The sequence below is a fragment of the Methylotuvimicrobium alcaliphilum 20Z genome (assembly GCF_000968535.2).
Taxonomy (GTDB): domain Bacteria; phylum Pseudomonadota; class Gammaproteobacteria; order Methylococcales; family Methylomonadaceae; genus Methylotuvimicrobium; species Methylotuvimicrobium alcaliphilum.
The window spans coordinates 4,585,504-4,598,635 of sequence record NC_016112.1; the positions used below are offsets into that span (position 1 = coordinate 4,585,504).

At 53.3% G+C, this 13,132-nt stretch carries 11 protein-coding genes; 1 reads left to right on the forward strand and 10 read right to left on the reverse strand.

What is annotated here, in order from left to right:
- Position 1: 1 nt before the first annotated feature.
- Genes MEALZ_RS19555 through MEALZ_RS19570 form a run of 4 tightly spaced genes read right to left on the reverse strand, consistent with a single transcriptional unit; the run spans position 2 to position 6,246 of the window.
- A complete protein-coding gene (locus MEALZ_RS19555) occupies positions 2-1,228 on the reverse strand; it encodes a hypothetical protein (RefSeq protein ID WP_014150386.1) in 1,227 nt (408 codons plus the stop codon).
- Positions 1,225-1,857 (reverse strand): condensin complex protein MksE, encoded by a 633-nt coding sequence (locus MEALZ_RS19560; RefSeq protein WP_014150387.1) that lies wholly within the window; start codon positions 1,855-1,857, stop codon positions 1,225-1,227. The genes MEALZ_RS19555 and MEALZ_RS19560 overlap by 4 nt, the downstream gene beginning before the upstream one ends.
- Positions 1,850-5,524: an ATP-binding protein gene (locus MEALZ_RS19565; RefSeq protein WP_014150388.1), complete on the reverse strand. Its 3,675-nt coding sequence runs from the start codon at positions 5,522-5,524 to the stop codon at positions 1,850-1,852. The genes MEALZ_RS19560 and MEALZ_RS19565 overlap by 8 nt, the downstream gene beginning before the upstream one ends.
- 17 nt (positions 5,525-5,541) lie before the next feature.
- Positions 5,542-6,246 (reverse strand): transposase, encoded by a 705-nt coding sequence (locus tag MEALZ_RS19570; protein WP_014150389.1) that lies wholly within the window; start codon positions 6,244-6,246, stop codon positions 5,542-5,544.
- Positions 6,247-6,578: 332 nt separating this feature from the next.
- Here MEALZ_RS19570 and MEALZ_RS19575 point away from each other — a divergent pair, with 332 nt between their 5' ends.
- Positions 6,579-7,397 carry a hypothetical protein gene (locus MEALZ_RS19575; protein WP_014150390.1) on the forward strand — a complete coding sequence of 273 codons (819 nt, stop codon included), beginning with the start codon at positions 6,579-6,581 and terminating at the stop codon, positions 7,395-7,397.
- Between the two features lie 1,133 nt (positions 7,398-8,530).
- On the opposite strand, the gene MEALZ_RS19580 is transcribed toward MEALZ_RS19575, so the two are convergent.
- The 6 genes from MEALZ_RS19580 to MEALZ_RS19605 all read right to left on the reverse strand — a co-directional run bounded on the left by MEALZ_RS19580 (position 8,531) and on the right by MEALZ_RS19605 (position 13,132).
- Positions 8,531-9,151: a hypothetical protein gene (locus tag MEALZ_RS19580; protein ID WP_162472994.1), complete on the reverse strand. Its 621-nt coding sequence runs from the start codon at positions 9,149-9,151 to the stop codon at positions 8,531-8,533.
- Between the two features lie 281 nt (positions 9,152-9,432).
- On the reverse strand, positions 9,433-9,627 hold the full coding sequence (locus MEALZ_RS19585) for a hypothetical protein (protein WP_014150392.1): 195 nt from the start codon (positions 9,625-9,627) through the stop codon (positions 9,433-9,435).
- A gap of 418 nt (positions 9,628-10,045) precedes the next feature.
- Entirely contained in the window at positions 10,046-10,822 is a 777-nt protein-coding gene (locus tag MEALZ_RS19590; protein ID WP_014150393.1) for an energy transducer TonB, read from the reverse strand.
- Positions 10,819-11,253: an ExbD/TolR family protein gene (locus tag MEALZ_RS19595; RefSeq protein ID WP_046061716.1), complete on the reverse strand. Its 435-nt coding sequence runs from the start codon at positions 11,251-11,253 to the stop codon at positions 10,819-10,821. The genes MEALZ_RS19590 and MEALZ_RS19595 overlap by 4 nt, the downstream gene beginning before the upstream one ends.
- Before the next feature lie 168 nt (positions 11,254-11,421).
- The gene (locus MEALZ_RS19600) at positions 11,422-11,949 is read right to left on the reverse strand and encodes a MotA/TolQ/ExbB proton channel family protein (protein WP_014150395.1); all 528 of its coding nucleotides are present in this window, start codon (positions 11,947-11,949) and stop codon (positions 11,422-11,424) included.
- A 19-nt stretch (positions 11,950-11,968) separates the two neighbouring features.
- Positions 11,969-13,132 (reverse strand): MotA/TolQ/ExbB proton channel family protein, encoded by a 1,164-nt coding sequence (locus MEALZ_RS19605; RefSeq protein ID WP_014150396.1) that lies wholly within the window; start codon positions 13,130-13,132, stop codon positions 11,969-11,971.

Consider the following 13,132-nt stretch of genomic DNA (forward strand, 5'->3'; position numbering starts at 1 on the left):
TTTACACCCTGCGTAAAGAAATCTCGTGAATCACTTGATTGCCGTTGAAAGCGGACAGATTTTCACCCTGCATCTCCAGCGCGACGACGCTTCTCATGCGCTGCGGCAGGCAGCAATATTGCGCGAACACCATGTCCAGCCACAATTCGGCCTTGATTTCGAGCCCTTCGCCTTGCCAATACTGAAGCGCCGACGTGCTGCGGCCTTGCCGCTCGAGCGCCGATGCGAATAGGTTTTCGATATGGCTCTCGTAAAGGTCTCGATGATATTCGATACGCTCCGGCATCTGCGTGTCGAGCGGCACTGAGGCATTGTCTCGAGGCGGCGGCGCGAGCGGGTTGGTTTGCCGTCTCAATTCCTGCACGATCTCGACGAGATCAGCTTGAAGGACCGGATTGGCCGTGTCGATGCCGGGCGACAAATTCAGGCCCGAACCGCGCCTGAGCAGTTCCGGTGCGGCCGCTTCGATGCTCCAGTCCAACGGTTCCCATTCCGGGTGTTGCCTCAGAAATTGAGCCATCGCACGGGTACGGTTCGCGGTCTGTTCCTGTAGCCGCAGCGTGAACAGCAGGGTCTTCATGCGAGCGACGATGCTGGTCAGCCGCTCGACGATGCTCTTGTATTGATCGATGAAACGGATGATCTTGCGGCTCAGCTCGGGCGGAATCGCGGCCCAGCTCAGCCAGTCGTAACAATCGTTCAAATCGACCTGGTTGAGCTCCTGCACCAGCCGCTGCGCATACGCCAATGCGCGCCGGTTCTGCCGGATCTTGCTGTTCAGCGACGAGACGAAACCGAACTGGCTCGTAATCGCCGCGAACATCACGGACAGGCTCGTTTCCAGCGATTCGATCGCCTCGTACAGCGTGTCGTCGATCTGTTCCAGATGATAGCGCGCCTCGTCCTGATCGTTTCGCTCGATCGCGCGCCGATAGTCCTCGATGTCTTCCTCGACGGTCAGGATCATCTTGCCCAGGTCGATCGCCTGTTGATAGCGCTGATTGCGCAGCAGCAAGCGATCGATCAGGCGTTTGACGTCGCCGGTCAGGCGGTATTCGTCGCTGACGTCGGCGGTACGTAAGATACCGGCCTTTTTCAGACTGTCGATCGAGCCACGGTTGTCGTCGCCGACGAAGACCGTTCCGTCGATATAAGTTTGCGCCAGCAAGCGGTCGGCACCGGCCAGCTTACGGATCAAGCCGGCGATCTGTTCCCGGTCGAAACTCATAGAAACAATTCCTGCTGCTCGACGTCGTCGGCATTGACTGCGTGCTTGTCGAGCTCCAACGCCTCGGCATCGTTCAGAAACGCGATGATGCGGTGCAGATAATCGATCTTACCGGTCGCAAGATACAGCGAGCCCTGCGGATTCGGCTTGACCAGATAGCCGCTCTGCTCCAGTTTTTGCAAGACCCACGACAACTGTTCGGAGATCGCAGTCTTGCTGGTCTTGAACAGCGTCAATTGGGTCAGCCGGTTCAATTGCTCGGTCAGCGACGGCTCGTGCTCGATAGCGTTCAAAAGCTGCGTCATACGAATTTCGTCGCGCGCCCGTATCGGCATGTCCTGCCCGAGCGCGGTCATGACCATGTCCATCCATTCGACGACCGGGCGCAATTGCGCGCGGATTTCGGCGAAGGCTTCGCGGATGGGGCCGCGGTTGCTGTCGTCGACGACCGTGTAGGCGGCGTAATAGACTTCGCCGTCCAACGACAACAACGTTCTGTCCAACGGTTTCAGAAAGGCGTCGATCTTGTCCGCATTGGCCGGCTGCGACAAATAATCGTAGGCATCGGGATAGGCGGTCGGGCAAATGAAATGACCGCTCAGCAGCGCTTCGGCGACCTGCTTAAACATCGGCGCTCTCCCGTTGCATCGCATTCAACAACTGATCGAGCTTGCTGGCCGGCAGTTCGACCTCATGCAGCCGTTGCTTGTTCAGCAGATAGCGCCGGCTGAACAGGGCGAGCACATGCCGGTCGGCGGTCGGCGTCGCCGACAAAATCTGTATGTTCTGTTTCGCGAGCAGATTCATCATCGCCTCGATGTTCTCGGGCGCCAAATCGCCCAGCTCATCGATCGGCCAGCAAACAACAGTCGGATTCTGCTTGCGCAGCATCGCCGTCACGCCGGTGAAGAACGTGATCAAGGCCAGATAGGACAGGCCGGTGGAACTGACGTCCTTCAGTTCCTTCGCGTTACGGGCGTGCTTGAGCTGGCCGTTCTCGTAGATGCTGAACTCGATGTCGAACAGCGACAAATGCTTGATCTTGAAACCCGACGAAGGCAGCAGCGCGGTCAGCTCGCTCATCGCCTGAATCAGCTCGTCGGGAATGTCCCGATGACCGATCAACTCGGCGTTGTCGCGATATTGACTGTAATTGTCGCCGAATTTTTTCAGCGCCTGCCAATATTCCAGATCGTTCATCTTCGAGCGGACGTTGACGGTGATCTCGCCCAGCGCGGCGAAATACTGTTCTTCGCTGATGTACTTGGACAGCTCCGAGCCGGTATGCTTGATCGCGCGGTCGAAGTTGTAAAGATGCTGATAAAAGGCATTGACACCGGTCGCATGCAGTTCGATCTGTTGCGCGGTGGCTTGCCTGACGTGTTCGACCATTTGCAGCACATCGATCAACGGCTGTTCGATCTCCAAGGCCTCGTTCTGAAAAAACGGCCCGCTATTCCCCGGCGCGGCCAGCGCCTGTTGCCAGGCTTCGGCCAACTGGCTGCGGTGATGTTTGCCGAACAATTGCACGAGAATCTGCTTGCCGCTGTGGATCGCATGCTCCTGACGCTTGCGATCCTTGACCGTCTCCTGGGTTAGACGCGGCAGCGTGTCGGCCGCGTATGCATGCAGCTCTTCCGCATAGGTCGGCGGACTGCTTTTCAACAGCTCCATGCATTGCTCCAGTTGATTCAACAAACCGAGACGCTTTTTCAGTTGTTCCTGCTGTGCTGCGATCTGTTGATTCAACTGCGTTCGTCGACGCTTGAATTCCTGCTTGAGCTGCTCGATCGCATCGTTCAGTTGCCGGCTTTTACTCTCCCAATCGCCGCGCCGGCGGCATAGATCGGGATGTTCCTTCCAACGTTGCTGCAGCCACGTCTGGTATTCTTCATGCTTACGTTGGAATTCTCTTGATTCTTTTTCGAGACCCTTCGCCTTGTTGAGCTGTTCCGACAATTTCACGATCGTGTCGTCGGCGCCGCTGTCCTTCAGCTCGCTGTTCAGTTGCTGCTGTATGCGGCGTTTTTCCTGTTCGAAGCGTTCGGTATCGGCGGCGATTTGTTCTCTGATCGTCGCAATCAGACGTTGGCCGTCCGACTCGATGACGCCTTTCCGGCCCAGATGTTCGTCATGCAATGCATGCATCGCCTGTTCGTGTTCCGCCTCAATCGCGGCGATGGTTTTATTACTGCCTTCGATGTCGCAAGACAAGCGCTGTATATTCAATTCGATGTCGCGGCGCGCTTTTTCGGTTTCGACCTTGATCCGGTCCGCCAGCGCATTCGCTTCGTCTTGCAGATGCGCTTCGTTTTTTTCGACGCGCTTGACCCGTTGCTGGGTCTTGTCGAGCTCGGCCTTGGCATGCTCGCGCTGCTTGTTCGCGAGAGCCAGACTCGCTTCGAGGTCTTCGATTTCTCCACCGAGCACGTTCAATTTGTCGAACAGATTTTTTTCCTCTTGCTCCAGACGCAGTTTGTCGGCGGTCAAATAGCTTCGCTCGGCCAACGCATCGAGCGCGATCCGTAGTCCGTAGAAATCGTCGCTTGCGTTTTCATTCCACTGAGGGTCGAGGCCGGTATGATCGAGCAGTTCCGGCGCAATCACGCGTCCGATGGTGTTTTGCCAACCTTCGACTTCATTGTCGAGATAATGCTGCAGCGTGCCGGATTCCGGTCTCAAGCGTTTCAGGCACTGCGCATGGCGCTCGCGCAAGTTTCTGAGTTCGGTATTTTTGTCCTTGAGCTTTTGTTCGATCTGCCGGAATTGATCGAGCTTGCTCTGGTAGTCATTTTGCGCGTCATGCCGTGCCTGATAGGCGAGTCGGTTTTCCATGACGGCTGCTTCGAGCGCCTGCCGGTTTTTGGCTTGCTGTTCGGTCAAAGCTTCCGGAATCGGCGGATTCCTCAAACGGCTCTTTTCGACTTCGAATTCGGTCAGCCATTGCGTTTGCTGCGCCTTGACTGGGTGCAACCGGCTTTCCTTAGCCTGCCGCAATTGTTCTTTGCGTTGCTGAAACGCCTCATCGGTCTCACGCAGACTCTTTTCTTGCGATAACTGCGCTTCTGCGCATTGCCGCTCGAAGGTCTGGATCTGGCTGTCGTGAGTATGCCGTAATTCGTCGAGTTGTTTCTCGTAGTAAGCCTTGATTTCCTGCGTCTTGCTTTCCAGCGCTTCGATCTCGCTCTTGATTTTCACCTGTCTTTCGACATGCTGTTCGAGTAACGAAGCCTTGAACGCAAAGCTTTCGGCATCCTGCCGTTCATAATCGAGTTTCTGCATTTCGAGCGCGTCGATCTGATAATTCAGTTCTTTCAGCCGCTCGTTACATTCGATCAGCTCGTCGGTTTTCGGGTCCAACTGGCTATCGTGCTCCTGCTGCAATCGGTCGCGCTGTTCGTTAAGTTCGCTCAGGCTTTGTTCGAGCGCGTCTTTTTCCTTCAGGCCGGTTTTATGACTTTCGAGCGCGAGCGCGTGAATATGCGATAGGGTCTTGAGCGTTTCCTTGTACTCGCCTATCGTCTGCAACAATTCGTCGAAATCGCCGCGCTTGGCCTCGATTTCCCGCGCCGCAGTCAAGTCGGACAGCCACGCATCGATGTGCTGTTTGTTCAGTTGAAAGGGCTGCTGCTCGTCTTCGTTCTGCAGGAAGGTCTGGCTGAGTTTGTTGCGCGAGATATCGATCAGCATTTGTTTGATCACGTCGAAATCGCCGATTTTTTCGATGACCGAACCGATGACCTTCTCGATATGCGTCATCGGCGCGAAACCCATCGCAAAGCGTTGTTGCAGCGGACGCAACCAGCGCTTGCCGCTACTGACCTGATGGCACTGGATGATGCTGCAATAATCGTCGACCGCGACGAAACGGGAAGCCTCGGCGTTCAGCGTCTTGTAGAGGCGTTCGATGCTGTGGCTGTCGCGCGGCAGACCGTTCTCGCCGATATAAAAATCCTGCCGATAAGGGGCGTCGATGAACTTGTATTTGGCGCCGCGCCCGTCGCTCTGTACCATGACATGACAGACCTGACCGTGCGGACGTTGATATTCGTAGACCAGACAGCTGCTTCCGCGCGGCAGGTAATAATCCAGAAAGCCTTTTTTGCTGCCGCTGCCGCCGACGATATTGCTCGGCCGCTCGCCCCAGAACAACTGCATCAAACGCAGGAAAGTGGTCTTGCCGGCGCCGTTCGTGCCGCTCAGATTGGTGTGACCATCCAGCTTCAGCAAAACGGACTTGCCGGGCCAAAAGCTGTCGATCAGAATAATTTTTTGCAGTCGAAAACTATCAGACATCTCTAAAAGGGGTCAGGTTACTTTTTATTGCCATCTCTGGCTTTTTTGGGGCGACCTTGCGGCGCAATTTTGACGCGTCGACCCAAAACAGCCTCGATTTCATGCTGAAACTTGTCCGAACCCAGCGCACAATCTTTGTTCAAATGCGCACGTATCGCTCGAATATCATTGTCATCCAAGACTTGCTTGCAGAGTTCACGGTAGGCCATTGCTCGGGCTTTGGGTTTCGGAGCCAGCAGGCGATATTCCGGCGGCTCCTCCAACCATTCCATGCCGATTCCGGTCACATGATGCCGGCAACTGGACCACCGGTAATCCCAAGGGTAGTCCACCATGCCGGCACGCACCGGATTCAGTTCAATATAACGCATGCAAGTCAACAAGTAACGCTCGCTGTCGATCAAACTCGATTTGAAACGCCCTTCGAAGAGCGTTCCGGTGCGCTGGTAGGTCTTATTGATGTAACGGACATACCGCCGGCCGACCGATTGCATCAAACCGGAAATCCCGCCCGGAGCCTCGCTCACTGCCAACAAATGAACATGATTCGTCATCTGAACGAAAGCGTAAAGCTTGCAATAGTTCTTCGCCAAGGCTTCACACAGATATTCGAGATAGATCGAATAATCATTTTCATCAAAGAAAATGGGTTGGCGATTATTGCCGCGTTGCACAATATGCTGCGGGATATTAGGCAAGTCGAGGCGCGGGAGGCGGGGCATGGCTTTGGTATGTTTAAAGGACGAACGAAATAATAGCACAAGAATGTAACCTGACCCCTTTTTCCCTTGATGAGGTCTCGCGGGCGCCTGCAAAGTGTTCGAACGGGGCAGCCGCAAATGTTGTGACGCGTTCACTACTGATGGTTTCCGCCGGAAACTTATGGTTCTGGTTGTTCCAACAGGTCGAGCCGCATACAATATCTGCCAGGGGAATGCCGATTTAATCCGTATTTTCTGGAACGCAGGGATGCGCGGTACTGGACAAATCCTGTATGGACGTTCCGCGCTTTTTTGTTAATCAATCGAATTTATCTCGACCTGGGTACCTCGATATGGGAATACTCGAACAACTTCGCACCGAAGCCGCCAAGAAACAACAGGATCAGTTTTCGCAAAAGGAACTCGACCAGCAATTGGCCGCTAATTATCGACGTGACATCCTGCCTCGCATGCAGCAGGCTTTTCGTTTCATGAAAGAGCTGGTCGATCATCTCAATTTTTTGGAACACGCGATCGAAGTCGAAAACTACAGCGATCTGTATCCGCAATTCGGCAGGCTGAAGCAGACCAACTATAAAATCAATACCGATGGCATCATGGGTTTTACCGATATCAATAAGCTGATGCAGATCAATGTGTCGTATTCCTGTGTCGGTGAAGGCGAATTTTATCTGCCGCGGGAAGGAAAGGGCGCGATCGAGCGGGAAATTTCCTTCCTGCATGAAAAAAAACTCAATTTCGACTGGAAACCCTTGCCTATGCGAGAGGGCCGCGTTTGTACGCAATTTCGAATACAACGATCTGTTCCAGTATTTCTGCGGTTTGAAGTCGATTATCAGCAGTCCAAAATCAAACTGCAAATACGCAATCATTTCAATTTCGATGTGTTTGACAAGGTTTTCTTGCCCGAGGAAATCAATTACGAATTGCTCGATGAAGTAACCAGATTCATGCTTCGCAAGGATCATGACTTCATTCGTCTATCTATTTCAAGTGAGCACCTGCAAGACATCCGGCAGCGATTGGAGCAGCACAAACGCGAGCAGGATGCATTGCAGCGGCGGATTCAGCAGGAAGATTCTGAATTTAAACCCCGTGAGGACAAGCCTTGGTTGGCGCGTCTGTTACCGTCCAAAAAACGCGATGGATAATAAATTTAGAGCGATAACCACATACATCAAATTTCTACGCTTTTTGCTCGCTCCCAAACTCTTGTTTGGGAGTCTCTACCGTCAAGCTCCGCTTGGCGAACGATAAGCAGAGCTTAAAGGTAGGTATTCCCAAGTAGAACTTGAGAATGAGACACAAAAGTATACCCATCGTAGATCAAAATTCGGCACCGGGGTGTCCGTCAAAGGACGCCGCGAACCCAGCACCTAAATTATCTAAGACTATTAACCATGGTCAATGGGCTAGGGAATTTAGGTGCTGGGTGAATACGTCCATGTAGACTCTATGCCAGCTCCATGCTGGTCCCTCACCTAGCGTTAGGTAAGGGATCGGACACCCCGGCGCCTCCTCGGGCACTGCCGAAATTTGAAGTGCGAAAGGTATATATCAATTAATTTGCATCTAACCTTAATCTTAAGTTTACGAGTATGCTACATTTTTTGTTCAATTTATTCATGGGGTTTCGGAGTTTTGCATGGCATGTTTTTCCGGCGTTAGTGCTGGTCAGGCTGCTTTATAAAGCCAATTGATTATGCAAACCGTTACCTGATTAGCAAGATGCTTCAGCTTGCCGAAGCCAACTGTCCGAGCAGTGACCAGTCGTAGCCACTTCTGCGGGACGGGTTATTTAACCCGTCCCCAACGTTTCGGTTTGCCCTAAACATTTCGGCTGACTTCGGCCAAAGTCAAAACGTTTAGAACGGGGTTGCAAACCCCGTCCTGCTAGGGATATGCTGGTTTTTGGGCTTTAGCTGAAGAAACTTGCTAATCAGGAACCGTTAAATAAATCGACCATGATATTGCCGATCACCTAAACGTCCAGACCACCTTTGATCCTAAAAAGTAACCTGACCCCTTTTCCCCGACGTTATGGCTTACGCCGACAGGGACTTACACCCTGCTGATTTTGTGCCCTCCTGGGCGCACTGGGAGCGATCCCCAGATCGCGATTTCGGAGCCACTGATGTTCAATATCCGCAGATTTATCAAACAGCACCGTTGCCGGGTATACGATGACCTTTGTTTAGCAAGTTTACCGATATTTGTGTATAACGATAAGAGCTGGAGCTTGGGAACGAGACAACGAAATCCTAAGTTGCAGTACAGTTTTGTTTTACGACGGTTTGCCGTCAATACGCCATTGCGTTTGATCGCGGCTCGGCAAGTGCCGGTCTCGATCGTAAGGAGGCTCTTCATGAGGAGGGATGAGATCTTCCGGCCAATCTTTCGCCCAGTTGCGACGTTCTTCTTTATCCGCATAAAAGCGAAGGTAAAGCATCATATCTGTCTCGCTGCCGCTGCCCAATATGTCGATATGGAAGGCAGAGTCGTTGTCTAACGGCATGACCGGGCCTTCCTCGCGCAACACGTCATGCCAAAGCATTTCGTAGAGTTCGCGGTCGTTAAGGTGATCCGTGCAGTAGAGAAACATGCGCAGCATCGCTAACCCATTAATGACCTCCCACAATTTGGCGCTGAGTTGCGTATCGTCCAACTCTTCCGGGTTCGGCAAGGTCATGCCGCATTGCAACAGTAAGTCGAAGGTCGCTACCCATTTCGTATCCTCGTACGCATCGATATAGTCCATAAACTTTTTATTCAATGCTTCGGACGACTCGTCCATTTCACCGGATATGAACCCTTCATTGATGAATTCATCGGCGCGGCGTTGCAAATCCCGCAGCGTTTCTTGATTTTCATCGTTTTTTTGCTTCTTCGCGGTTTTTTTAGGCATCGCGGTCTCCTTAAATAAATCGGTCAAAAATGTTTTCATGACGCGGATGTGGTTCGCCATGTCTCTTGTTTCATTATTTCAGCACAGACTTATGCCGAGATATTATGTATGCCCCTCTTCAGGTTATGCAACCTTGTGGAATTTGCCAACTTTAGTATGCATTCCCAGGCTGGATCGGTGGGAACGAAGAATTTATACCCGTCGTAGATCAAAATTCGTCGCCTCCTCTGGCATGAAGTGCGAAAGGTATATGCCCGTTGTTGAACTCTATTTCACCGAAGCTAATTCAATGACTTATCATCCCGTTCCTTAGCCTTCGGCTCGTCCGCTTGATAAAGCTCCAGCACCAGGTTTTTAAACCAAAGCGGCTTTTTCCAGACGATATAGACCGCAACCAATGTCGTAATCGGCAACGGAATGATATCGATCGTTTCCAATAAAACGAAACCGGCGATTAGTTTTAATTTGGCTTTCATGTGTGCAATGTCCTGGTGCCATCGATGTTGATATTCCGATTAAGAATGAGCACAAAATAACTTAAACTTTTGATGCCATCTTAGCCAATACGACCTCGATAGCATTTATTGCTTACTGACGTTTGCGGCTTTCCCTCACCTAGCGTTAGGTGAGGGACGATCTGGGAATCGCTCCCACAGAGCATACAGTCATAGGAGCGATAACCTGTCTAGCAAGTTTACCGATACTTGTGTATAACGTTGAGCACTCTGCCCTCTGTGGAGATCTAAACCGGTCTTGCCTCGACAGCCAAGGTATGGGTTCCCACGGAGGACCGTGGGAACTAGAAATGCAACCCGAATCGCTTTGCGATTAGGAACCCCAGGCGGGGACTGAATATTTACATTCAGCTTGTTTCTTAGCGAATTGAATACTCGATTAACGCCGTCTATCGAGCCGAAAGCTGATTTCCTGGACTACTCTCTGTTCGACTGCGCGGCCGTCCTTGTATGTCGGTTTGAATCGCCAGCGCCGGATCGCTTCGAGGGCCGCCTGATCGAAAATTTGTTTCGGGTTAGCATCGATGACTCGGGCATCGCCGACCGTCCCATTCGGCTTCACGACGATTTCTAGGCGAACCCAGCCTTCGATACCGCGTTCGCGCGCCCGACGCGGGTAACGCGGCATCGTGCGCGATAACACCACCAAGGCTCGATCGCCCGCGCCGCTGTTTCCCGCGCCGCTGCCGTCACCGCTTGCCGCCGCTTCGGTCTTGTCGGTCGACCAATCCGACGGCGGCGCGGTCACGCGTGAGTCGGTGCCCGGCACGGGTGCCAATTCAGGTCCGTCTCCTTGTTTGGGAATATCGATGCGGGGGGCCGGAACGCTTGGCGATGGCGTTTTTTTGGGGGCCGATTTCCTTGGAGCGGCACGCTTGACCGGTTTCGGCGTGACGGCTTTGGGCTTGGGCCTTACCGGTTCGGGCTCGGCTTTAGGCTCCGGTTCGGGAGGCTCGATCGGTTTGGGCTTTGGTTTCGGCTCTTCGACCTTCGGCGGCATGCGAATGAATTCGATCGCTTGCGGTTTCGCTTTCGAAATCAATGCGGCTTCTCGCCGGCTGATCAATGCGCCGATCAAGAGCAGCAAAGCTAGGTTAATAATCAAGGCCGCGACAAACGACGCCGACAACACCCGGCCCGAATGCGCCGGTTTCATGAAGGGTCCGGCTCCGTACTGGCCGCCACCGAGATTGTGGCCAAGCCGGCTAAGCGCAGTTGGTCCATGACCTTGATCAACAGCCCTGTGCTGGTCTTTTGATCGGCCAAAATGACCACGGACCGGCTCGGTCCCGAGAGTCCTTGTTGCTCGATCCGGGCGCGCAGCATGCGTATATCCACCGAGTCGTTGTTCAGCCAGATTTGTTCATCCGAGCCGATCGTTACGATCAAATCGGTATTTTGCTGAGGTGTGGCCGTCGCGGCTCTCGGGCGCTGTACCGCAACCGTCGATTCGCGGATAAACGAGCTGGTCACCAGAAAGAAAATCAACAGAATGAAGACCATGTCGATCAACGGTGTCATGTTGATCGTGTCGGAATGATCCTCGTTGTTGTCGTTACGGCTTTTGAATATACTTCGTACGGTCATGTTTGCGGCTTTTATGGCAATGCTATTTTGTTCGAGAGCAAGGCGCGAAAACAGGCGCATAGCAAGCTATGTAACTGTTTTCGCAACGCAGCTATCGAACAAAAGAGCGAGTTAGCTTACCAGCAAATGTGGCCGCGCGAAGTATAATTTGTTTCGATTCATGGCAATCTATTCATAACGACCGATTTGACTGCGAAACCGGCGCTCGCCTGTGCGCGCCCGCCGAGTGAGATCGTAACCGACCGCGACGCCGAATAAACCCAACACCAATCCGGCCATCGTCGTGATCAGTGCCTGAGAGACCCCGCGCGCGACGATGCGTGGTTCGGCGCTACCGAACACGCGAATCAAATCGAAGGTTTCGACGATGCCGGTCACGGTGCCCAATAAACCCAGCATCGGCAGAATACCGGACAATGTTTTGATGAGCCGCAGATGGCGGCGCAGTAAAAAAGTGACTTCAGCAGTCTCGATGATCAACGCGGCACGCGAGCGCAAGACCGGAAGATTGTTTTCGATATAGGCGGGAAAGACACGCAGCAAATACCAATAACGCTCCAAAACCAATGTCCACAATACGAGCGAAACGGCCAGCAGCGGCCACATGACAGGCCCGCCCATCGCGATCAAATCCTCGATGTGCTGTTCGGCGCGCTGCAGCGAAATGATCAGGCTTTCGATAATATCGCCGTTCATCGCTGTTTACCGTTAGGTTTTATTCGGCGGCATGCCGTTGCTCGAGACGTAAAGCCAGAGCCGCCGCGACATGGGCTTCCAATAAATTGCCCAAATTTTGGCATCTGCCAAGCAACAAGCTATGGAATAACAAAATCGGAATCGCGGCTACCAGCCCCAGCACGGTTGTAACCAGCGCCTGCGAAATCCCCCCCGACATCAATTTCGGATCGCCCGAGCCATGCAGTGCAATGGCTTGAAAGGTTTCAATCATGCCGGTGACGGTACCGAGCAAACCCAACATCGGAGCAATCGCCGCCACTAATTTCAAAAAGGCCAGGGCGCGCTCCAGTTTGATCCGCTCGCCGGTTAAGGCTTCCTCGACGGTCAAATACAAAGCCTCTTCATCGCATGCGGTCTCCTGTTCCAGCTTGGCGAGAACCCTACCCAAAGGGTTGTCGAGCCGCAAATCGGTCGTTTGCAGTTGCTGTTTGATGCGTTTACCGACCAGGCTCAGATCCACGAAACGGTATCCGCTGAGCGCGTAAGCGAAGCCGGCCAGGAACACAATCAAACAACCGACGATGCCGCCTTGGGCGATGCGTTCTTGCAAATTCGGAATTTGCACCAATAACTGCAAGGTCTGCCCGCCGGATGGGTCGAGCGCGACCGGCGCCAGCGTATCGGCATTCACTTGCTGAAATCGGCGCGCCGAATTGAGCAGGCTCGACGCCGGTTGGCGCGGCAATTCGACCAATCGGTCGATCTCGGGCGAATACGCCAGATAACGCCCATCGGCGATGAAGCTGAAACCGCCGAGCCTTAGTACTTCCTTGTCGACGGCCTGACCGCTAGGTTCATAAACCGGCGCCTGAATAATAGACACACTCCCTAAGGCATCGAGTTGCTGCTGCAAACTGGCGAATAATGCCTTTAGATCGTTTGTGGCCGGTATCTGTTTGGAGTCGGCCAATTGTTTGAGCAAGGCCCTCTGCCGGGCGGCATCGCCGCCTAAAAAAAGCTGCTGGTATAAGGGCTTGAGGTCCGAAGCGCTTTCGCGAATCGCCGAAAACAATGCGGCCTTGGCCGCCAGCTCTTCGTCCAAACGGGTTTCCAATTCCGGCGGCGTCAATACGGCTTCGGTTTCGGCTTGGGCGAGTGGGACCAAAGCAAGCGCGAGGCATAAGACAAACCAAAACTTCAT

What these genes read in the sequence shown, in the direction of transcription:
- MEALZ_RS19555 (WP_014150386.1), bottom strand. Translation starts at nt 1,228, where the DNA reads ATGAGTTTCGACCGGGAACAGATCGCCGGCTTGATCCGTAAGCTGGCC.
- MEALZ_RS19560 (WP_014150387.1), bottom strand. Translation starts at nt 1,857, where the DNA reads ATGTTTAAGCAGGTCGCCGAAGCGCTGCTGAGCGGTCATTTCATTTGC.
- MEALZ_RS19565 (WP_014150388.1), bottom strand. Translation starts at nt 5,524, where the DNA reads ATGTCTGATAGTTTTCGACTGCAAAAAATTATTCTGATCGACAGCTTT.
- MEALZ_RS19570 (WP_014150389.1), bottom strand. Translation starts at nt 6,246, where the DNA reads ATGCCCCGCCTCCCGCGCCTCGACTTGCCTAATATCCCGCAGCATATT.
- MEALZ_RS19575 (WP_014150390.1), top strand. Translation starts at nt 6,579, where the DNA reads ATGGGAATACTCGAACAACTTCGCACCGAAGCCGCCAAGAAACAACAG.
- MEALZ_RS19580 (WP_162472994.1), bottom strand. Translation starts at nt 9,151, where the DNA reads ATGCCTAAAAAAACCGCGAAGAAGCAAAAAAACGATGAAAATCAAGAA.
- MEALZ_RS19585 (WP_014150392.1), bottom strand. Translation starts at nt 9,627, where the DNA reads ATGAAAGCCAAATTAAAACTAATCGCCGGTTTCGTTTTATTGGAAACG.
- MEALZ_RS19590 (WP_014150393.1), bottom strand. Translation starts at nt 10,822, where the DNA reads ATGAAACCGGCGCATTCGGGCCGGGTGTTGTCGGCGTCGTTTGTCGCG.
- MEALZ_RS19595 (WP_046061716.1), bottom strand. Translation starts at nt 11,253, where the DNA reads ATGACCGTACGAAGTATATTCAAAAGCCGTAACGACAACAACGAGGAT.
- MEALZ_RS19600 (WP_014150395.1), bottom strand. Translation starts at nt 11,949, where the DNA reads ATGAACGGCGATATTATCGAAAGCCTGATCATTTCGCTGCAGCGCGCC.
- MEALZ_RS19605 (WP_014150396.1), bottom strand. Translation starts at nt 13,132, where the DNA reads ATGAAGTTTTGGTTTGTCTTATGCCTCGCGCTTGCTTTGGTCCCACTC.